The sequence below is a fragment of the Wolbachia endosymbiont (group A) of Brachyopa scutellaris genome, from assembly GCF_964026995.1.
GTDB classification, from domain to species: Bacteria; Pseudomonadota; Alphaproteobacteria; order Rickettsiales; family Anaplasmataceae; genus Wolbachia; species Wolbachia pipientis.
Map to the genome: position 1 here is coordinate 1,161,032 of NZ_OZ034720.1, position 21,909 is coordinate 1,182,940.

Genomic DNA, 21,909 nt, shown 5'->3' on the forward strand with positions numbered 1-21,909 from the left:
CCCACAACTGTACGAACACTGCAATATGGTACGATATCACATATAGCTAACCCAAGAAAGGTTTTCCTACGTCATACCGCGATTTATTCGCGGTATAGATTCCGCTAACTAGTAGCGGAATGACGAATTTGTCGTTTTTCAAATTGTCGGTAAATCTAAGTCAGTTTAGCTATAGTAAACGATGTCATGAAAGTAGCTGACACTGGTTCCTTTATGACGGTGTCATTCCAGTGCTTGACACTGGAATCCAGGAAACTTAACTTTACACCAGGTAATAAAAACTGGATTCCAGTGTCAAGCACTGGAATGACACCATCATAAAGTGAAATTAGATTCCAGTGTCAGCTACTTGCATGATACCATTTGTTGTAAACTCACTTTTACTCTATGGTCTTGCCGCTATCCTGAACGGATACATCCAAGTATCATTTGAACACTCCCAAACTTATCACTTTATGCCACTGGTCTTCATCTAAAATTTCTACACCTAATTCCACTGCCTTTTTATATTTGGATCCTGGTTTTTCTCCTGCAATTAGGTAGTCAGTTTTAGCAGAAAGATGTGAGCTGACCTTTGCTCCCAGAGTTTTGGCTCTTACTTTTGCCTCTCCTCTACTCATAGCAAGTAGCTTACCAGTAAACACTATAATTTTATTATTTAAAACAGAGTCACTAGAGTTGGAGCTCACAGGAAGAATTTGAAGACAAGCAGTAAGATCATTTAACATTTTGATGTTATGTTCCTTAGAAAAAAATAATTCCAAAGATTCAGCCACTTTTTTTCCTATGCCGTCTATACTGACTAGCTCAGTATTATCTGATGAAAGTTCAATCATTGAATTATACCAGTTATTATAAGAAACATAATAATCTGCAAGTAATTCTGCTGCAACTTGGCCAATAAATCTAATACCTAAAGAAAATATAAACCTATCTAGAGTTATTACCCTTCTGCTTTGTATAGCATTTAATAAATGAGCTATTGATTTCTTGCCCCAACCAGACTGTTCTTCCAGATTAAATTCATCCAATTTTTCTTCTAAAGTAAAAATATCATGGATTTGTTTTATCAGACCAAGGTCGTAAAAAAACTCTATCTGCTTATCACCAAGGCCAACAATGTCAAATGCATCTTTCGATACAAAATGCTTTAGTTTTTCTAGTATTTGAGCTTTACAAGCAAATTCCTCAGGACATCTTACTGCAGCCTCTCCCTCAACCTGACGTACTTTACTACCACATTCAGGGCATACTTCAGGAAACACAAATTCAGGTGTATTTGAAAGACGAGAATCTCTGTTCACTTCAACGATCTGGGGAATTACATCCCCTGCCCTTTTGATTGTTACAATATCTCCCTCTCTTATATCTTTACGCTTTATCTCATCTTGGTTATGCAGACTTGCTCTACTAACTAGCACCCCACCAACATTGACTGGCACTAAATCTGCAACTGGAGTTAAAACCCCTGTTCTGCCCACCTGTATAAATATCTTATTTAACTTTGTTTTTGCATAAACCGCAGAAAACTTGTATGCAAGTGCTGAGCGCGGTGCTTTGTGAGTATTCCCTAGACGATTTTGTAGTACCAAATCATTTACTTTATAGACTATTCCATCAATATCATAATCCAAGTTATAGCGACAGTTATAGACCTCGTTATAGAACTTCAGCATTCCATCTAAACTACTCGTTAAGGACTGATGCTCATTTACGCAAAAACCAAGTGCCTCAAGCTTATTTAGTACCTCACTTTGACTTTTCTCTGCTCCACCAATCAAAGAATAAGCAAAATATCTAAGAGGTCTGCTTGCTGTAATGTTTGCATCCAATTGCTTTAGAGAACCAGCGGCTGCATTTCGAGGATTGGCAAATTCATCGTTTTCATTTAACTTTAAAAAGTCGCTGTTACTGATGTATATTTCACCTCTTACTTCTAGTCTTCCTTGCACACCTTGCAAAAACTTAGGAAAGCCTTTTATTGTTGCAACATTGTGAGTGACATCTTCCCCTACAAAACCATCACCTCGAGTTGCAGCTTTAACAAATCTTCCATCCTCATAAATTGCAGAAAACGACAACCCATCAATTTTTGGTTCACATAATATCTCTATTTTGTCCTCAATTAAAAACCTCTTTATTTTAGACAAAAATTTCTCTACACCTTGTTCATCATAAGCATTCTCAAGGGAAAGCATAGGTTCTTGATGTTCCACCTTAGAAAACCTCTCATCAGGTGGAGCACCAACACTATCTTGTGTTGCATAAATTTCTGGCTCTATTTCAGCTAACTTTTTCTTCAGTTCATCATATTCAGCATCACTTATTTCTGGCTTATTTTTTTGGTGATACAAAACATTATGATAATTTATTTGATCTTGCAGTTTTTCTCTCATCTTTTCTAAGTTAGTCATGATACCAATATAATGCTACATTAGCCTTTGTCGTCAAGCTGTGAATTTTCTTGAATTTATCATATGGTCTTAATCCATCAAATATCAAAGGTACCACAATGCTATAGCCATACTTATTCTTCTCTCGCTCAATTGTATTAGCAGATCTCACTTGCTTTAGCCATATATTTATATAAAATTAAAATAAATTAGAGTAAACAATATTGCTGTTTAAATGCTAACAAGATTCGCTCCAAGCCCAACTGGCTACCTCCACGTAGGAAACGTACGAACTGCCTTGGTTTGTTGGATGTACACACGCAATCAAAATGGAAAATTTTTACTCCGTTTTGATGATACTGACCTTCAGCGTTCAGATGTCAAATATATAAATGATATCATACAAGATTTGAAATGGATTGGTATCAATTGGGATGCAAGTTTCAAGCAATCAGAGCGCTTTGAGCGTTACAATGAGGTGTTTTTGCAGTTAATAAAAGAAGGGCATATTTATGCATGCTATGAAACAAGAGAAGAGTTAGACATTAAACGAAAATTGCAGTTAAAACAAGGACTTCCCCCTGTATATGACAGAAGCGCGTTACTTCTAACTGAGCAAGAGAAAATTAGTTATGAGCAAGAAGGAAGAAGACCACATTTTAGATTTAAGTTGGATAGAAATGAAGTTGTTAAATGGAATGATGAAGTTAAAGGTGAAATAAATATTGCAACAAGTCACATCAGCGATCCTGTGGTAAAAAGAGAAGATGGAATTTACACATACATGTTACCTTCTGTTACTGATGATGTTGACTTTAATGTAACTCATATTGTACGCGGGGAAGATCATGTAACTAATACCGCAGTGCAAATCCAAATGATTAAAGCATTAAAAGCGAAAATCCCTACATTTGCTCACCTTTCTCTGCTACATTTTGATGATAGCAAGATATCCAAGCGAACCGGCGTGCTGGATATCAAATCTATAAAAGAAGATGAAATTGAACCGATGGCACTAGTTAGTTATTTAGTGAAGCTCGGAACATCCAATCCAATTGAAGCTTGCGCCTGTATGCAATCTTTGATTGATTCATTTGACATTAAAAAATTTAGCTCAGCATCTGTACAATTCAGCTTGAGTGAAGTATATAAGCTAAATAGCAAAGTTCTGCAACAAATGCCATTTGAAATGATGCAAGACCGTTTAAGTCAAATTGAAGTGGACTCCTCAGAGTTTTGGTATTTTATAAGGAACAATATAGAAAGGTTTTCTGAGGTGGCCAAGTGGTGGAAAATATGCAAATCCGATATAGAGCCTGTGATTCTTGATAAGGAGCTTATAAAAATTGCGTTCAATGCATTGCCCCAAGGTGATTGTAATGAAAACACGTTGTCAGAATGGGTCAAAACTATTCGACAAACAGTGGATATAAAGGCAAAAAACCTATTTACGCAGTTGCGTTCAGCTTTAACAGGAACAGAAACAGGACCAGAGCTCGCTAAATTATTAATTTTTATCGGCAAAGAAAATATCATTGCAAGGTTAAAAGAAAAGTGAAAACTAAAGAATTATAGCTAATGCAATCCCTACGTCATACCGCGATTCATTCGCGGTATCCCTTAGCCGCTAACAAGCAGCGGGATGACGATTGTCAGGGTGTCACTCCAGCGCCCCTATGATGTCATCCGAGTAGCCGACACTGGTTTCCATCCAAGACGGTGTCATTCCAGTGCTTGACACTGGAATCCAGACTTTAATTGTTATACTTGTAAATAATCTGGTGAAAATAAACGTTCATCTCAAAATGCAGTATTTTTGTTGAAATAGCTCAACTGGATCCCAGTGTCTGGGCACTGGGATGACACCATAGGAGGCTACTTGGATGACAAAAAAAGGAGCACTGACCTCTCTTGGGCTCTTTTAGCTACAAACGTTAAGAAATTTACCAAATGAAAAAAAAGGCAAAAGAAGCCCTGGGGTTATTATCCGCTTTAAAATATTGGCGTTTTTTATGTTTTAAACGCTTGACAAGCGAAATTCAGCTGCTTTTAATTGCAACTAACCTACGCTGCAAATGTTTAAGAAATTTACTAAGCAGAAAAAAAGACAAAGAGTCCCCGAGTTAGCTAGTCTTTTACTATCTCTGTCGAGTATTGGCATTTTTTGATGTCTTGTAACGCTTTATAAGCGCGTTCAGCTTATTTAGATAAAAATCTAGATGTAGATGAAGTTTTGTAAAGACATAGAGTATCTATATACTGCAAAAAATTAAACATAAGACGCCGATACATTAAGTAATCCTTACCTTTTAATCTGCAGATTGGCGAAAGCAAATACAATAGCTTCAATTTTATGATAAGGGGGCTGGCGGAGTTTGTCAAGGAAGTTTTTTGTATTTTAACCTTAGATTTGAGAAATCTTATAGGCTTTTGTTCTCATGAAAATTATGTTCTCATGAGTAAATTAATGTTATCCTTTTTTGTTGATCTAAAGTTTCTTATGTTCATACACTTACGTGTTCATAGTGTTTATTCGCTGCTTGAAAGCTCGGTTAAAATTGAGGAGCTGATCGGCCTTTGTTTGCGAAATAAAATGCCAGCGGTTGCAATTACTGATTCAGGTAACTTGTTTGGCTCGCTCGAGTTTTCAGAATATGCAGCAAGTAGGGGAATACAGCTAATAATAGGATGCAATATTATAGTTAAACATTCAGAACAAAATTTACCTATATTATTGCTTGCAAAAAATGAGCAAGGGTACACTAATTTAGTCACTTTGGTGAGTGAGTCTTTTAGAAAGCGCAAGAATAACAGCGATATTCCTTACGTTGATTTTGATGAGCTATTGAATTTAAGTACGGGTCTGATCGCTTTAACCGGTGGATGTTTGGCTCAACTATTGTTGGGGCAAGATAAAGAAACAGTTGAAAAACTGCTTTCAGCATTCAATGGTCATTTATATGTTGAATTGCAGCGTCATGGGTTGAATAAAGAGCTAGAGCTTGAAGAAGCTTTGATAGACTTTGCTTATCAGCGCAATATACCACTAGTTGCAACGAACGATGTATTTTTTCCAAATAGGTCTGACTATGAGGCTTATGATATATTAACGTGTATATCGGAGGGGAGTTATGCCCTGGAGAATAACAGAAAGAAGTTAACTACCGAGCATTACTTCAAATCTGTGGCAGAAATGGAGGAGCTGTTCAGCGACATTCCCGAAGCAATTCATAACACTTTAGTGATAGCTAAGCGGTGCTCTTACATGCCAAGAAGCAGGCAGCCTATTTTGCCTAAATTTCCTTGTCGAGAAAATAAAACTGAGAATGAAGAACTGAGGGAGCAGGCAGTTGCAGGATTAGAATTCCGTATTGCGAATGAGACAGACATAGACCTTAAACAATACTACGATCGGCTGAATTACGAACTGAGTGTGATAACTTCGATGAACTACGCTGGCTACTTTTTGATAGTTTCTGATTTCATTCGTTGGAGCAAAGCAAATGGCATTCCAGTTGGTCCAGGAAGAGGCTCTGGTGCTGGATCAATTGTTGCTTGGGGCTTGCAGATTACAGACCTTGATCCAATAAAGTTTGGCCTAATATTTGAAAGATTTTTGAATCCTGATCGTGTATCGATGCCTGACTTTGATATCGATTTCTGCCAAGAGAAAAGGGACCTGGTTATTGATTATGTTCAGAAAAAGTACGGTTATGTTGCTCAAATAATCACTTTTGGTAAATTGCAGGCAAGGGCAGTATTGCGTGATGTTGGTAGAGTATTGCAAATGCCTTACTCTCAAGTGGATAAAATATCTAAAATGGTTCCATTTAATCCAGTAAATCCTGTAACTTTATCACAAGCGATAGAGTTTGATCAAAACCTGCAGAAAGAGCGGGATAGTGATGAGGTAATTGCAAAGCTTCTTGATATATCTCTTAAGCTTGAAGGAATATATCGTCACGTTTCAACCCATGCTGCTGGAATTGTAATATGTGATCAAAAGTTGGAAAATTTTGTTCCTGTGTATTATGATCCAAATTCAGCTTTGCCAATCACTCAATACAGCATGAAATATGTGGAGAAAGCTGGGCTAATAAAATTTGATTTTCTTGGGCTTGGTACGCTAACGCTAATAGATCATGTATGTCGTTTAATTAATCGTGATGGAAAAAAGATTGATATTTCTTCAGTTCCTTTGAATGACCAAAAAACCTATGAGATACTCTCAAGCGGTGATTCAATTGGAGTGTTTCAGCTTGAAAGTTCGGGAATGAGAGAAGCTTTAATTAAACTAAAACCGGACTGCATTGAAGATATTATCGCTTTAATTTCCCTTTATCGTCCAGGACCTATGGATAACATTCCAACTTATGTTGCAAGAAAACACGGACTTGAAAAGCCAGATTATATTCATCCGTTACTTGAGGAAGTATTAAAAGAGACATTTGGGGTAATAATTTACCAAGAACAAGTGATGGAAATAGCCCGTATTCTTTCCGGGTATAGCTTAGCGGAAGCAGATCTGCTGAGACGTGCCATGGGTAAGAAAATCAAGGAAGAGATGGATAAACAACGTGAACTTTTCATCCAAGGGGCAACGAAGAATGGCGTTGATTATGACAGGGCAAGTTATATTTTTGACCTTGTTGCAAAATTTGCTGGTTATGGGTTCAATAAATCTCATGCTGCAGCATATGCGGTGATATCTTATCAAACGGCTTACCTTAAAGCTAATTATCCATTAGAATTTTTTACAGCACTAATGAATCTGAATATTGATGATAGAGATAAACTGAATTTATTTTATCATGCAGCAAAGTTTAGTGGCGTTACCGTTCTTCCACCTGATATAAACAAGTCTCAAGCTGAATTCTCAATAGAGGATGAACGCATACGTTATGGTATTGCTGCCTTGAGGAATGTTGGTTTTTCTATAGCGGAAGGAATAGTGAACGTACGTTCAAGCGCTTGTAAGGACATATGGGAATTCATTCAAAATTCAGGTCATACAATAAATAAGAGAGCGCTAGAAAGCCTGATTAAATCCGGAGCATTCGATAGCGTGCATAAGAACAGAAAGCAGCTATATGAGTCAATGGACATGCTGATTTACTTTGCAAATAAAAACAAACAGGATAGAGAATCAAGTCAAGCTGCTTTGTTTGGTAGTCTTGATGTCCTCAAACCGAAACTTGAGAATGTGGAAGATTTTGATGAGGAGGAAAAATTAGAACATGAGTTATTTTCACTAGGATTTTATTTAACTAATCATCCACTTGAAAAATTTAGAACTCTTCTGGAAAAGTTAAATATTGGGTTTATCGGAGAAAATAGAACAGCAAAAACTGCTGGGGTAATATTAAATGCACGTATGAGAACTTCAGAGCGTGGAAGGTTTGTTATCCTCACACTTTCTGATCCCCATAACGTTTCTGAAATAGCATTCTATAATAATGAAATAATAGAAGAAAAAAGAGATTTATTTTCACCAGGAACATTTGTGATAATTGATCTTGAAGCTTCGGAAAATACGACAAGATTAGCAGGCAAGGATATATCTGAGTTTACAAAAAGAGTCACTTCTACAATAAAAGAATTAGTTCTCACCACTGAGTGCACGGATTCGCAAAAAGCCGCTATGGAATTAAACGCAATATTGAAAGATGAAGGCAGAACCAAAATAATGCTAAAACTTCTTCTCGAAAAACATAAAGTGAGCATCTTATTACCAGGTGCATACTCAATTGCTCCTCAAGTAATTTATGAAATATCTAACTTAAGCTGGATTAAAGGCGTAGAAATTAATACAAATAACTTGCTTATATAAAAAAGCTTTATATAATGAAATATTTAATCGGTATTAAAGGAAGATATAGTGAATCTTTATGAATTTACTTTTATAACACAACAAGGATTATTACAGCAAGAAGTAGAGGAGATGGTCCAAGAGCTAGCTGCTTCATTGAAAAATATTAAAGCAGATGTTATGTTCCAGCAAATCAGGGATATTCTGAAAAAAGGAAATGACAAGCTTACAACACAAGAGTTAGAAGTGCGTGCTGAAAACATTAAAGAAGGTCTAGTTGCTTACTCTGATTTCTTGGAAGATCTTACAAAAATTTTATGGGTTGAATTGGAAGAAGATCTTTCAAATTTGAAGGAAGTGAAGTCAAAAATCGATAAAGAGTTGAAAGATGACCTAAAAGATTTAGGAATAACGCAAGATTTTACAAAATTTCTAGGAGGCAGTACTAAAAGTGCGTTTATCCATAACGCAGTAAATGCTTTGAAGAGAAATATTTCAGAACATCTAATAAAGATTTTTCAAGATATTTTGAAAGATTTTAGAATAAACGGTCCAACTCAATCGAGCAAAGCGTTGGAAATGCTTTTGAAAAACATTGAAGCATCAGGATTAATCAAGTATGAACATTGGGGTCTTTTGGATTTTGCATATCACAAAAATAAAATGAAGAGCGGTCATTATTGTATAATGTGCATAAGTTCTACTGCAAGCATTCTGGATGAATTTATGCGTAGAATGAAACTTAATGAGAACGTTATTCGCCACTTTCCTGTGCAGGTTGATAAAATTTTTGAAGGTAAATCTCATATGATGAATAAACAAATTGAGGAGCAAAGCGCATAATGATGAAAAGACGAAATAGTTTTAATAATTCTTACGTATCTGTAAATAATAGGACTGGCTTTAGGCGTTCTAAAGTTTGCCCTCTTGCTGCGTCTAAAGATGAAGACATAGATTATAAGAATATAGATTTATTATCCAAGTTTACCTCTGACTATGGTAGGATATTACCTAGAAGATTAACAGGCGTATGTGCAAAAAAACAAAGGAAGTTACGCTTAGCGATCATAAGGGCACGTTTTTTAGCTCTTATTCCTTACTGTACTAAAAAAGTTTAGGTAATTTATGTTGATAATTTTAAAGGAAAATATAAGGACTTTAGGTAAGCTTGGTGAAGTTGTCAAAGTTAAACCAGGTTATGCACGTAATTTTCTTTTTCCACAAAGAAAAGCGGTGAAAGCTACCAAGGAAAATTTAACAAAGCTAGAGGAGCAACGTTTATTACTGGAAGAAGAGAATATAAAAAGATTAAATGTAGCAAAAGAGCTTGCATTGTCACTACATGATAAGTTTGTGGTATTGATAAAGCAAGCTTCAGAGGATGGTAAAATTTTTGGTTCTGTAACAACACGTGAAATTGCGAAAATTTTACTACAAGAAGGACATGTGATAGATCACCGTAGTTTATCTTTTGGTGGAGTAAGCATCAAAAACTTGGGTGAATACCAAGTAAACGTAGAATTACATAGTGAAGTAGTAGTACCAATTACTATATACGTCGTGAAATCCGAAACAGATGCAAATGAGCTAAGGCAAGTAAAATTGCAAAATCAGAAGTCTGAGCAACAAGAGGCAGAGCAAGATGCGAATAAAGAAGCTACTGATGGTGATGATAGCTGATCAAAGATGATCCCTTGTTATAGTCGTAAAGAAATGTCTGCCATGGCTAAGCTGGTGTCATCCCAGTGCTCCCCTCATGTCATCCCAGTGCGTGACACTGGGATCCAGTTTATTTCATCATGGACATTATTTTATGCTTCTAGAATCCGTTGTCCATTGAATAATTTGCAAATACTTTTATATCTGGATTCCAGTGTCACGCACTGGAATGACACCATTATTGGAATAAATCAAAAATGATTCCCCGCTATAGCAGAAAAGAAATGTCTTCCATGGCTAAGCTGGTGTCATCCCAGTGCTTCCCTCATGTCATCCCAGTGCGTAACACTGGGATCCAGTTTATTTCATCATGGACATTATTTTATGCTTCTAGAATCCGTTGTCCATTGAATAATTTGCAAATACTTTTATATCTGGATTCCAGTGTCACGCACTGGAATGACACCATTATTGGAATAAATCAAAAATGATTCCCCGCTATAGCAGAAAAGAAATGTCTTCCATTTGGGAGGAAAATAATAAATTTAATATATGGCTTAAAATAGAAAAATTAGCGTGTGAAGCTCAAGCAAAGTTAGGAGTGATTCCGAATAATATTGCTGAGAACCTCTCTGGTGCTATTGAATTTGATGTTGAATGTATCAACGAAATTGAATCCATTGTAAAACATGATGTTATAGCTTTTTTGACATATATTGCTACAAAAGCGGGAGTTGATGTTCGTTATCTTCATTATGGAATGACAAGTTCTGATGTTTTGGATACATGCCTTGCGGTGCAACTGAAAGAGTCCTGTGATATTTTGCTCGAGAATCTAAAAAATTTACTTGCAGCATTGAAAAAAAAAGCTGAGGACTATAAAGATATTGTTTGTGTTGGACGCAGTCACGGAATGCATGCAGAACCAACAACTCTTGGAATAAAATTTGCCAGATTTTATGCTGAATTTAAACGCAATTATCAGAGATTAATTAGCGCGCAAAAAGAGATCTCAATTTGTAAAATATCAGGTGCAGTAGGCAATTTTGCAAATGTTGATCCGTTTGTTGAAGAATATGTAGCGAAAGAAATAGGACTCATACCTGAAATCATATCGTCTCAAGTCATTCCTCGTGATAGACATGCTATGTTCTTTTCAGTTTTGGGAGTGATTGCAAGCTCAATAGAAAATGTTGCTGTTGAAATTCGTCATTTGCAAAGAACTGAAATCGGCGAAATTTCTGAGCATTTTTCCACTGGGCAGAAGGGAAGCTCTGCTATGCCACACAAATGTAATCCTATTTTAAGTGAAAATCTGACTGGACTCTCACGTTTAATACGCAGTTATGTTTTTCCTGCGTTAGAAAATGTTGCATTGTGGCACGAACGTGATATATCACACTCGTCTGTGGAAAGATGCATTGCTCCTGATGCTTGTATAACAATGGATTTTGCTTTAGTGCGATTAACAGATTTGATAGATAAATTGGTGATCAATAAGGAAAACATTGAAAAGAACTTAAATTCTTCAAAAGGTTTAGTTTTCTCACAGCGTGTATTGCTTGAGTTAGTAAATAGTGGTTTGGCGAGGGAAGAGGCGTATAAAATTGTTCAGAGCAATTCAATGAAAGTGAAACAAAACAATAGTGATTTTCTGGCCGAATTGAAACAAGATAAACCCTTACTTAAGGTTATTAACTCGGAAAAACTTGAATCTTTGTTTGATTTGAAGTATTATACGAAACATATAGATCGTGTGTATAATAAGGTTTTTAATTAGGCTGAGTAGCTCAGTTGGTAGAGCAGGAGGATCATAATCTCTTGGTCGGGGGTTCAAGTCTCTCCTCAGCCACTCGAACTAAACTATGTTTAGCAAAGCAGTGCTATTGGTGAAACCCAGTGTCAGTTACTTGGAATGAGTTGTATATCCACTCAGGTGAGGAGACAATGGATAAGAGATTGTGAAAAGGGTTTAGCTTTTGGCCTATGATCTCTTTAAATGACAGAATTTCACTACAAAACTTAACTTTCTTCTATGCAGTTAGCTAAGTCAAGAAAGGTGAATCTATCTCTTGTTGTAAACGCAAGATCGACCACTTTACAATATTGTTCTTTATTCCAACTGAGGTGCTCTGGTAAGTGTGGAATTGATAGATCTTCAAATATTTTTTGCAGGTGTTTTGCAGGTAGTAAATTTTGCTTAATTAAACTGGAAATATTATGCCATTCTTTACAAATAATCTCTTGGATTTTTTGCTGCATAATTTGCTTCTGTTCAAAAGTTCTTACAAATTCGATATTATCAAAGCACTGAGTTATATGTTTTACATCTAAAGTGGTCGGTTTGATAATCGGGTTTTGTATTGATAATATCTTTTCCTGCAAATTAGCCATGGTAATCGTCGTAACAGCAATTTTTTCGCCATGTAGTAAGGAATGATCTCTTGTTACCATTTCCATTGCGTGAGCTATCATATGCTCTCCTTGGCTTGCAGAATAGCTGCCTTTTGATATTACCATTCCAAGTCCTGAAATTAGTAGAACTTCCATAAGTAATAGGACCACTTTTCTACTTCTTTTAGTAAGCGCCGTATACTCTCTTAGCAAAATTTGCTCCAAATCGCGAACAAGTGTAAAAGGTAATTCATTGTATTCTGTGCCAAGCAACAAATGAGATAGTAGCCAGTCAGCCTGAACTGTTGAACGACAAATGAAATCTGCAAATCCGCTTAATGTGAGACGCAGTGGTGCATTGGCAAGTATGTCTATATCTATATATACTGCTCTTGGAAGATGTGCTTTGAACGATTTTTTATATCCATTTACTAATATTGAAGCATTTGCAGAGGTATATCCATTCATAGAAGCGGCTGTTGGGAACGATATATAATCTTTTTTCTCGAGGTAGCTTGCATATTTGCAGATATCGTTAACAGTGCCGCTACCAAATGCAACTATTAAGTCACTGTCTTTTGCTTTGTTTCTAACTAGATTTACGGTTTCAAGAGAGGCAGCTCTGCTTGGTGTCATGCAAGTAGCTGACACTGGGATCCAGGAAAACAACTTATGGATTCCAGTGTCACGCGCTGGAATGACAGGTGGAGCTGGAATAATTAAGTTAGGAATTTTATTAAGTACGTTTTTGTTTAAAAGTTTTGCTGTATTTTTATCTGCAACTAGAAAGACGTCATTTCCGTGTCGTGTGCATATTTCATAAATATCATCAGCAAGGTAGTAATCTGTTATTACTTCCCTTAGAAAAGTTTGTTCGGTTTGATGTAATATTTGTTTTAAATAGTGCATAGAGTGTTTACAATATAGCAGTATAAGTATTTTAAGATTGACATGAAAATTGACCCTGTAGAGCTAACTAGGAAATTGATCTCTTTTGAGAGTATAACACCAGAAGACAGCGGGGCAATAGAGTATATAGCAACAATCTTCAAGAAGAGCGGCTTTGATTGTGAGATTTTAGAATTTGGTGATAAAGTTAAAAATCTTTATGCGAAATATATAAATGGAGTACCAAATTTGTGCTTTGCTGGGCACGTTGATGTTGTACCACCGGGTCAGTTAAAAGATTGGGCATTTGGTCCATTTAATCCAGAAGTGAGGGATGGAGTGCTATATGGAAGAGGGGCCGCTGATATGAAAAGCGGAGTAGCTGCATTTATTGCTGCTATGGTAAATTTGATTGCAGAGAAGTTTCAATTTAATGGTTCGATAAGTGGACTGATTACCAGTGCTGAAGAAAGCATGGAAGAATATGGAACAAAGGCAGTTTTGGAATGGATGAAAAATAAGCAGAAAAAGATAGATTTTTGTGTGGTTGGCGAACCAACCAGTAGTGAGAAATTAGGTGATACCATAAAAATAGGCAGAAGAGGTTCTGTAACATTTGAATTAATTTGCCATGGAAAACAAGGGCACGTTGCCTACCCAGACCTAGCAGACAATCCAATATATAAGGTAATATCGATATTGAGTAAGGTAAAAAATACTACTTTTGATCATGGTAATAAATATTTTCAGCCTTCACATTGCGAAGTTACTACTATCGATGTTGGAAATAATACTAGCAATCTAATACCTGGCTCAGCAACTACACGTTTTAACATTCGATATAACAATGAACAAACACCGGGTGGCTTATATAAGCTGATTGATGAAATATGCTCCAGTGTAACTAGCGATTATAAACTTTCTGTGCATAACAGCAGGGACGTTTTCCTCTCTACTCCCGATAGAAATACTGATATTATGCTTGATGCAATAAGTAAGGTTACCAACATTGATGCTATACTTAGCACAAGTGGTGGCACATCTGACGCTGCGTTTATCAAAGATGTTTGTCCAGTGATTGAATTTGGTATAATCAACAAAACTGCACATCAGATAAACGAATGCGTATCAGTAAACGATATACACAAGTTAACAGCTATATATAAGGAATTTATAGAAAATTATTTCAATCCCACTAATAAAATATTGAATCAGGTCAACGTGGTTAGTAATATATCTAGTGGTCCATTGTTAGCTTAGATGTAATCAGATCTCTTGCATAACTGTTGTTTGAATAATAACTTGTATCATTCCAGCAAAATGTGTCAAGTAAGTTTTTTCGTTTCTATAGCTACTTGGATGACAAAAGAAGAAATACTAGACTTTATACCTTTTGCACTCAAATTCACATAAATCATGAATTATGCACGTTTCACACGAAGGTTTCTGTGCTTTGCAAACATATCTACCATGCAAAACTAGCCAATGATGAGCATAAAGCAGGTATTTTTTGGGAACCACATTTAAAAGAGATTGCTCTGTTTTAAACACATCTTTTTCTTTCACAAGCCCAATTCTATTGCTCACTCTAAAAACGTGAGTATCAACTGCCAATGTTGGAATGCCAAGCCCTGAATTTAAGAACACATTAGCGCTCTTTCTCCCCACTCCAGGCAAAGACACCAAATCATCAAAATTAGTAGGTAGTTTGCTGTTGTATCGTTCTACCAATATTTTACTAAGCCCGATTATATTTTTTGCTTTGGAATTATATAAACCAATACTGCTTATGCATTTTTTCAGCTCACTCTGCCCAAAGCTCAGCATTTTTTCTGGCGTATCAGCGATATTAAATAGTTCTCTTGTAATTTTATTAACGCTTACATCAGTTGTCCGCGCTGATAAAACTATCGCAACCAGTAACGTAAAATGATTGGTATAATTTAGCTCTATTTTTGGCGCAGGATTTGATTGTTGAAACTTTTCAAATATTAGTTCTACTTTTTTTGAGTCCATGCATAGAGCTAAAAGTTTATACTATACCGTAATATTCTACTATGCAAATTCAACCGCTTGAGGTCTAGGTGGCTGTTCAGTGTTAACATCAGACATATTAGTGTTCACTTCATCGAAATTCCTCTCAGCAAATTCGCTTGCCACCTCTGTAAAACACTTTCTAACAAGAGGCATAATTATTGGCATTAATAGCCTTCGTGGATCATACCGTCCTAACAGATCAGTTTCCTTTTGCACTCTATCTCTTAGATCTTCCTCAAGTAAATCTTTCATGTGTTTTTCAGTGTATATTTCACAAGCCTTTGAAAATGTAGGACTAAATATCTCAGTAGCTAGCAGTGCTAACAATGACAAAGTACCAAATATTGTCACATCAACATAAAAACTGCCAGAGATAAAACCCTCTATCATTAAAGAAGTAAAAAAGACAGGCAAAGGGTAAAAAACAAAAAGCTTATAGCATAAGTAAATACAATTTATTCTATTTACATATTGATCAGTAGAAATTTCAGAGTTTTTGTATTTTTTTTCGTAATGTTGTGTTAAAGCAGATAAAATCTCTGTCATAATAAGATTTAATGCTACTAGTGGCAAGCATAAACACATCAAGGTATCACTGGCAATTAACCAAGTAGGCAAGAAACAATAGCAATAAATTGCTTCAGCAAAAGCTAAAAAAAGTAAAGTATTTACTTTTTTCTTTAAAGTACTAGATAGCAAATCGTCTCTACGCTTTATAAACTTTTGCATTAGCGCTTGTTTGTCTTCCCTTATTAAACTTCCATTCTTTGTTAAAGGGGCGATATAACTAAATAATTGTATGTTAGGTTTAAGCAAGTGTTCGTCAAGCTCATTTCTCAGCTCTTTGACTTTATCATCGAAAAGTGAGCTATATCTTGTCCAAGAATTTATATAATGGATTAATTTATTTTGGTGTTGCAGATCCTGTATTAGCGAGCTGCTTTTTTTTTCAAGTATAGAAGCAAGCTCAGCAAAATTCCTTCCTCTAACTTCCTCTTCAGTGATATTCAATTTTTCAAATAATTTCTTCCTATAATGGAATTCACGCGCTGTTAAATGCCCATCACTTTCAGCATCAACGCTAATTTTAACACAAGGGTCCCCTGACTTTAAAGGTTCAATATATGCATTTAATTCTTTATAAGCTTTGTCAAGATTTTTAAATCTTTCTTCATTTCCACCTTTATCAGGGTGGTGTACAAGAATCAATTTTCTATATTGTTTTTTTAAAACGCTACTAAGCTCTTGATGATCGTTACCTATAACTTGCTTAGCTTCTATTTCCAATACGTTGAACAGATCAGCATTATCACAAAACTCCTGACCAGTTAACTTAAAATGTTGACCCATTACTACATCTCACATAAATAAATTATATCTCTAGTATAATCTATTTAAATGTTTTATGCAATCATAAGAATGTCAAACGATCATTAAGAGAAAAACCCCTCTTTCCCATCATACAAATACAATTTGTCCATTCTCACCACGTCAAAATTGTGTTCTTCGAGTTTGATTAGCAAGTTATTTACATCACTATTTGTAATAGCTTGCTTTTCATTATTTGCGATAAACCTACAGGTTATTTGGTCACTTGAAGGTTTTGAGTTTCCTGGCCAAATCGCAAGTCCTTTTGAGTATATTGCTATCATTTGCAGATTACTTGATTCAAATAATCCTACTATTTGATCAACATTACTGGATTTGTCCCAAGCGAGAGTTATATCACTACCCACTAGCTTTTTAACTTTGTAATCTTGTTCGTAATTGTCTTGTACTTTATTTATTTTACTATCCAAATTTATTTTACTATCCGAACCACTGCCAATTATAAGCTCAGCAGGTTTCTTTCCTAAATTATCTATAACAGCTTCTGCAAATTCTTTGGTACCAACTTTCTGTTTACTTCTTTTCTCCTTATATAAATCGGCAGTGTGTATTCCATCCTCCAAAGTCTTGAGCCATGCATCGTAGATTAGTTTTGCAGTACCCACTTGACCTATGTAAATTAGCATATGCACTGCAGCATTTAAAAGACCAGAAGGATTGGCTATGTTTTTTCCTGCAATATCAGGGGCAGAACCGTGCACTGCTTCAAACATTGCGTATTCATTCCCGATGTTGCTACTTCCGGCAAGCCCCACAGATCCAGAGGTTTGTGCGACTATATCTGATAATATGTCGCCATATAAGTTCTCGGTTACTATAACATCAAAATTCTCCGGTTCTGTTGCAACACGCGCCATTCCAATATCAACTATATAATGTTCTGCCTTTATATCTGGGTATTCCTTTGCAATGCGATCAAACGCGGCATGGAAAGTTCCGTCAGTCATTTTCATGATGTTATCTTTAGTCAGGCAAGTTACTTTTTTTCTGTTGTGTTTTTTTGCATATTCAAAAGCGTACCTGCATATCTTCTCTGAGCCAGATCTAGTAATAATTTTAGTGCATTGGTAAGAGTCACCAGTGAGCCTATGCTCTATTCCGGTGTAAACGTCCTCTTCATTTTCACGTATCACTACGATATCAAACTTATCGAATTTATTTTCTATAACAGGATGATATGAAATGCATGGTCTGATATTTGCATACAACCCTAGATTTTTTCTGAGTGCAACGTTTAAGCTTTTGTGGCCTTTACCTTGAGGAGTTGTTGTCGGAGATTTTAATAATATTTTTGTCCTTTCAATTGATTCCCAACCACTTGGAGAAATTCCGTGAGACCATTCTTTACTATAAACACGCTCCCCTATTTCAATAATATCTATTGAGATTTTCGCTTCTGCTTCGCGCAATATCGACAGCACCGCTTCCATAATTTCTGGCCCGATACCGTCGCCATACGCAACTGTGATTGGTGTTGACATAACTTTCCTAGTTATAAATGATTTAATACTAATTTAAATAATAGAGTGGCACAAGTAGCTAATATTACCCAAGTTAGTATATTTACGGTTATTTAATAACGTATTTTTATATTATATGATGATATTATGAAATATAGGTGGGGTTATGAATACTGAAATAAATGTTAAAGTAAATTATGTAGGATTTACAAGGCGTATTGTAGCAGAAATACTTGACCTCATCATATTTTCCCCTCATTTTATCTTCGGTTTTATCTATGGTGTATTCATCGTATCATTACAAGATCAAGATAAAGACTCTTTTCAGGAACTTGCACAACTAGCAACAGAAATACCATTTATAGTTTCTACAGTGGTCGCAACATTAGTACTAACAATATCCAAAATATTAATGGTAACAAAACTTGGTGGTACCCCAGGAAAACTATTGTGTGGTATGCATATTAAAGATGCTAATACATTTACAAATGTTACCCTTATGCAAGCAACAATAAGATGTATTTCTAAGGGAAGCATCTGGATTATTTTTCGCTTTTTGCTTCATCTGCATTATCATGGTTATACTTTTCTATATCTTTTAATTGTGCTAATTTTATTTTTGTTTGCAGTATTTGATCAACGCAAACAGACTTTTTACGATAAAATTGCAAAAACAGTAGTGATAGACTATAAATCTAGTTGATATTTTTCTTTATAGGTAGTACATGGATAAAAAAGTAAACTACTCAACGATGACAAGACGTACTCTAGCATTTATAGTTGATTGTATTTTATTTATCGCAATACCATTTGGTTTAATGGCGGTGGGTTTCTCACTTACACACGCAATACAAGGGATCATGGGTGCAATAATTGTAATCACCACGATTGTATTTTCTTTATTTTTAATGATACCATGTATATTTCATATATTCATGCTAGTAAAATTTGGCGGCACTCCAGGACACTTGTTATTTAGCATGCGTGTAAAAGACAAAGATACATTTGAGTCAATCACTACAATGCAAGCAATGAAAAGGACTATAGCTCTTTTTATAATTTATTGCATATCACTTTGTAATCCCATTTTATTCTTAGCTATACTAATCTTAGTTTTAGTATGTGCAGTAGGTGATGAACATAAACAAGCTTTTCACGACAAAATTGCAAACACGGTAGTGATAGATTATAAACCTAGTTGATATTTTCCTTTAGCTGTCTGCCACCAAGGGTGTCATTCCAGTGTCACGCGCTAACTTAAGGTAGATTGCCAACTTAACTATAAATATACTTTGGTAAATCCAAATTATTTTAGCTATAAGAGCGTTTTACTTTTTGCTCAGCATATCCATCATAACTGGCTTACTTTTAGTGATTCATGGAGTTAAAAAAGTCAGCATTGCTCTTTGTTAAAAGTAGTTTGTCACGTAAAAATTCCATTGCTTCAACGGGTCCCATAGGATTGAGTATCCTACGCACCACCCATATTTTATTTAGTATAGCCTTATCAACTAATAGCTCTTCCTTCCTTGTTCCGGATTTTGTAATATCAATAGCTGGAAATATACGTTTATCAGAAAGTTTTCTATCAAGTATGATCTCAGCATTTCCTGTACCTTTAAACTCTTCAAAAATAACTTCATCCATTTTTGAACCAGTCTCTATAAGAGCTGTGGCGATTATAGTTAAAGAACCCCCACTCTCAATATTACGAGCTGCTCCAAAAAAGCGTTTTGGTCTCTGCAGTGCGTTTGAATCTACACCACCAGTTAGAACTTTCCCAGACGAAGGAATAACCGCATTATAAGCACGTGCAAGTCTAGTAATATTGTCAAGTAGAATTACCACATCTTTTTTATGCTCAACCATTCTTTTAGCTTTTTCTATTACTATTTCAGCAAGCTGTACGTGACGGTAAGCAGGCTCATCGAACGTAGAACTTACTACCTCACCTTTTACAGAACGTATCATATCTGTTACTTCTTCAGGTCTTTCATCTATAAGTAACACTATTAATTCTACTTCAGGGTGATTTATAGCTATAGAGTTAGCCATTTGCTGAAGCAATACAGTTTTTCCTGTGCGAGGTGGAGCAACTACTAACGCTCTTTGCCCTTTTCCAAGAGGAGTTACTATATCTATAGCACGCATGCTTAAGCCTTTTTTATCATCACCATTATTACACTCAAGTACTATGCTTTCCTCAGGATAAAGAGGAAGCAAATTATCAAAATGGACGTACTTTCTTAATTCACTTACTTCAGTAGAGTTTATACTTTGAACCTTAGTTAAAGTAAAATATCTCTCTTTATCACCAGGTGGCCTTATTTCTCCATATGCCATATCTCCTGTACGTAAATTAAACTTCTTTATTTGCCCGTTAGAAATATAAACATCATCGGTACTTGGGGCATAATTTGCACTTGCTGAACGTAAGAAACCAAAACCATCAGGCAATATTTCCACTATTCCACTCCCTGTGGTTATGCCTCCTTCTTCACTCATTTTTTTCATTAAGCTGAATATTATTTCCTGCTTTAGCATTCTACCATTGCTTTTACCGTTAGTTGAAATTTTTCTTTCTTCAGCTAACTCTAACAATTCTTCTGCTGTTTTCTCTTTTAATTCGCTCAGATCTAATGTTTTTCTGTTTTTCTCAGTACCTTCATTGACCATCTGTTTTACTGTATCGTTATTGTAAATTTGCTCACTTTTTTCAGGTTGAGCTGTAACCTTTCCTTTTGCCAAAACATCTTCATTGATTGTTGTCATAATCCTCCAAAAATTTTAATTGATGCTTACTAACCTAAAATGTGACTATAAGATAATAAATTAGGCTGAGTTAGTTTCAGTGCGTATTAAGCTTAATTATCATTAAACCCCGTACTTTACTTACATTATACTAATAAACACTAGCAAGTCAAGTTAATTTAATGTTAACAAAGCACAAAAATTTGAGGATTTTCAATAGCTATTCTTTATATTTTTTTAACCTTTCTTGCTTCTCCTCTTCTACTTTTGCTTTTTCCACTTCTGCTTCTAAATTTTCTTGACTACATAAGCCGAGTAGTACAGGATCTTGGGGTTTTATATTTTGCATGTTATGATGAGATCCATCTCTTACCTGCTCAACTGTGTAATTTGTTGTACTAATTAATTTAGCTATAACGTTATTGTCCAAGATAGGAAATTTTTTTACTAAATAATAAATCGCATCAGGTTTATCTCTACGTCTTGCCGTAGAGGCAAAGCCAAGAATGCTACCAATCGCTTTACTCCTTTTTTTTATATTTTTTATAATCAAATTTGGTACACGATTTGGATTTTTTTTGCAATCATCGATTTCTTTTTCAGTAATTATTCCAGAAATAATAGGGTTATATTTTTCTACTTCTATTTCCTCATCAGCTATGTCTTGTACTTCTTCAAGGGCCAATCTGCAACATTGTGCTATTTGATTAAAAGTTAAACCAGTGTTGTCTACTAACCAAGCAGCTATTTGCACTAGAAACTGTTTATTTCTATCGTTATTGCCCTTAGAAGATTCCATTGACATCAAAAAAGCATCTCCCATTTAAAGTATCCCTTACTGTTATACAGAGCTAAAATATAAACTATTAAAACTAAAAAAGCATTAATTTTGTCATTCAATAACTTTTTGTTTGTCACTTCCCACCTCTTAAGTTAATTAAATGCGCTTACCTTTAAGCATATTTCAAACAAAATATTTCCCCTTCCTAAGGTATAGTATAACTCAGTTAAACATATGTTCCTATTTAAGATTAGAGAGTTAAATTTTAAGTTAATATATTGTAATATTATATATATTAGCTAATAAAGCAACAGGTTTACAAGCATTAAATTATCACTATTCTATAAT

20 protein-coding genes and 1 tRNA gene are annotated in these 21,909 nt (G+C 35.3%); 13 read left to right on the top strand and 8 right to left on the bottom strand.

The window, feature by feature from the left end; translation table 11 throughout:
• Window positions 1-186 precede the first annotated feature (186 nt).
• A complete protein-coding gene (locus tag AAGD93_RS05960; protein ID WP_341819297.1) occupies window positions 187-321 on the top strand; it encodes a hypothetical protein in 135 nt (44 codons plus the stop codon).
• Between the two features lie 104 nt (window positions 322-425).
• On the opposite strand, the gene ligA is transcribed toward AAGD93_RS05960, so the two are convergent.
• Both ligA and AAGD93_RS05970 read right to left on the bottom strand, forming a co-directional pair.
• Window positions 426-2,414 (bottom strand): NAD-dependent DNA ligase LigA, encoded by a 1,989-nt coding sequence (gene ligA, locus AAGD93_RS05965; protein ID WP_341819298.1) that lies wholly within the window; start codon window positions 2,412-2,414, stop codon window positions 426-428.
• Complete coding sequence (locus AAGD93_RS05970; protein WP_341819299.1) at window positions 2,407-2,565, bottom strand: hypothetical protein; 159 nt, start codon at window positions 2,563-2,565, stop codon at window positions 2,407-2,409. The genes ligA and AAGD93_RS05970 overlap by 8 nt, the downstream gene beginning before the upstream one ends.
• Window positions 2,566-2,628: 63 nt before the next feature.
• Here AAGD93_RS05970 and gltX point away from each other — a divergent pair, with 63 nt between their 5' ends.
• The 9 genes from gltX (at window position 2,629) to AAGD93_RS06015 (ending at window position 11,713) form a co-directional block, all read left to right on the top strand.
• The gene (gene gltX, locus AAGD93_RS05975; RefSeq protein ID WP_341819300.1) at window positions 2,629-3,951 is read left to right on the top strand and encodes a glutamate--tRNA ligase; all 1,323 of its coding nucleotides are present in this window, start codon (window positions 2,629-2,631) and stop codon (window positions 3,949-3,951) included.
• 942 nt (window positions 3,952-4,893) lie between these two features.
• Window positions 4,894-8,223, top strand: coding sequence for a DNA polymerase III subunit alpha (dnaE, locus tag AAGD93_RS05980; RefSeq protein WP_341819301.1), 3,330 nt, complete (start codon window positions 4,894-4,896; stop codon window positions 8,221-8,223).
• A gap of 48 nt (window positions 8,224-8,271) precedes the next feature.
• The gene (locus AAGD93_RS05985; protein WP_341819302.1) at window positions 8,272-9,045 is read left to right on the top strand and encodes a 30S ribosomal protein S6; all 774 of its coding nucleotides are present in this window, start codon (window positions 8,272-8,274) and stop codon (window positions 9,043-9,045) included.
• On the top strand, window positions 9,045-9,320 hold the full coding sequence (gene rpsR / locus AAGD93_RS05990) for a 30S ribosomal protein S18 (protein WP_007548890.1): 276 nt from the start codon (window positions 9,045-9,047) through the stop codon (window positions 9,318-9,320). The genes AAGD93_RS05985 and rpsR overlap by 1 nt, the downstream gene beginning before the upstream one ends.
• Before the next feature lie 7 nt (window positions 9,321-9,327).
• The gene (gene rplI, locus AAGD93_RS05995) at window positions 9,328-9,882 is read left to right on the top strand and encodes a 50S ribosomal protein L9 (protein ID WP_006279792.1); all 555 of its coding nucleotides are present in this window, start codon (window positions 9,328-9,330) and stop codon (window positions 9,880-9,882) included.
• A gap of 6 nt (window positions 9,883-9,888) precedes the next feature.
• Complete coding sequence (locus AAGD93_RS06000; protein ID WP_182319490.1) at window positions 9,889-10,122, top strand: hypothetical protein; 234 nt, start codon at window positions 9,889-9,891, stop codon at window positions 10,120-10,122.
• Window positions 10,119-10,352 (top strand): hypothetical protein, encoded by a 234-nt coding sequence (locus AAGD93_RS06005; RefSeq protein ID WP_341819303.1) that lies wholly within the window; start codon window positions 10,119-10,121, stop codon window positions 10,350-10,352. Before AAGD93_RS06000 ends, AAGD93_RS06005 begins: the two co-directional genes overlap by 4 nt.
• Window positions 10,349-11,641, top strand: coding sequence for an adenylosuccinate lyase (gene purB, locus AAGD93_RS06010; protein WP_341819304.1), 1,293 nt, complete (start codon window positions 10,349-10,351; stop codon window positions 11,639-11,641). Before AAGD93_RS06005 ends, purB begins: the two co-directional genes overlap by 4 nt.
• A tRNA-Met gene (locus tag AAGD93_RS06015) sits at window positions 11,641-11,713 on the top strand. Before purB ends, AAGD93_RS06015 begins: the two co-directional genes overlap by 1 nt.
• Before the next feature lie 170 nt (window positions 11,714-11,883).
• Here AAGD93_RS06015 and AAGD93_RS06020 read toward each other — a convergent pair.
• Entirely contained in the window at window positions 11,884-13,164 is a 1,281-nt protein-coding gene (locus tag AAGD93_RS06020) for an iron-containing alcohol dehydrogenase (RefSeq protein ID WP_006279794.1), read from the bottom strand.
• A 42-nt stretch (window positions 13,165-13,206) separates the two neighbouring features.
• Between AAGD93_RS06020 and dapE the strand changes: the two genes are divergently transcribed.
• Window positions 13,207-14,403 (top strand): succinyl-diaminopimelate desuccinylase, encoded by a 1,197-nt coding sequence (dapE, locus tag AAGD93_RS06025; protein ID WP_341819305.1) that lies wholly within the window; start codon window positions 13,207-13,209, stop codon window positions 14,401-14,403.
• 117 nt (window positions 14,404-14,520) lie between these two features.
• Here dapE and nth read toward each other — a convergent pair whose 3' ends face one another.
• The 3 genes from nth to icd form a co-directional block, all read right to left on the bottom strand.
• Entirely contained in the window at window positions 14,521-15,159 is a 639-nt protein-coding gene (nth, locus tag AAGD93_RS06030) for an endonuclease III (protein ID WP_341819306.1), read from the bottom strand.
• A 39-nt stretch (window positions 15,160-15,198) separates the two neighbouring features.
• Window positions 15,199-16,530, bottom strand: coding sequence for a DnaJ domain-containing protein (locus AAGD93_RS06035; protein WP_341819307.1), 1,332 nt, complete (start codon window positions 16,528-16,530; stop codon window positions 15,199-15,201).
• Between the two features lie 83 nt (window positions 16,531-16,613).
• The gene (icd, locus tag AAGD93_RS06040; protein WP_341819308.1) at window positions 16,614-18,050 is read right to left on the bottom strand and encodes an isocitrate dehydrogenase; all 1,437 of its coding nucleotides are present in this window, start codon (window positions 18,048-18,050) and stop codon (window positions 16,614-16,616) included.
• A 145-nt stretch (window positions 18,051-18,195) separates the two neighbouring features.
• Between icd and AAGD93_RS06045 the strand changes: the two genes are divergently transcribed.
• Both AAGD93_RS06045 and AAGD93_RS06050 read left to right on the top strand, forming a co-directional pair.
• A complete protein-coding gene (locus AAGD93_RS06045) occupies window positions 18,196-18,732 on the top strand; it encodes an RDD family protein (RefSeq protein WP_006279799.1) in 537 nt (178 codons plus the stop codon).
• Between the two features lie 22 nt (window positions 18,733-18,754).
• On the top strand, window positions 18,755-19,231 hold the full coding sequence (locus tag AAGD93_RS06050) for an RDD family protein (protein WP_006279800.1): 477 nt from the start codon (window positions 18,755-18,757) through the stop codon (window positions 19,229-19,231).
• 166 nt (window positions 19,232-19,397) lie between these two features.
• On the opposite strand, the gene rho is transcribed toward AAGD93_RS06050, so the two are convergent.
• Window positions 19,398-20,801 carry a transcription termination factor Rho gene (gene rho, locus AAGD93_RS06055; protein WP_341819309.1) on the bottom strand — a complete coding sequence of 468 codons (1,404 nt, stop codon included), beginning with the start codon at window positions 20,799-20,801 and terminating at the stop codon, window positions 19,398-19,400.
• A 199-nt stretch (window positions 20,802-21,000) separates the two neighbouring features.
• Complete coding sequence (locus tag AAGD93_RS06060) at window positions 21,001-21,603, bottom strand: cell cycle transcriptional regulator TrcR (RefSeq protein ID WP_010082495.1); 603 nt, start codon at window positions 21,601-21,603, stop codon at window positions 21,001-21,003.
• Window positions 21,604-21,909 lie beyond the last annotated feature (306 nt).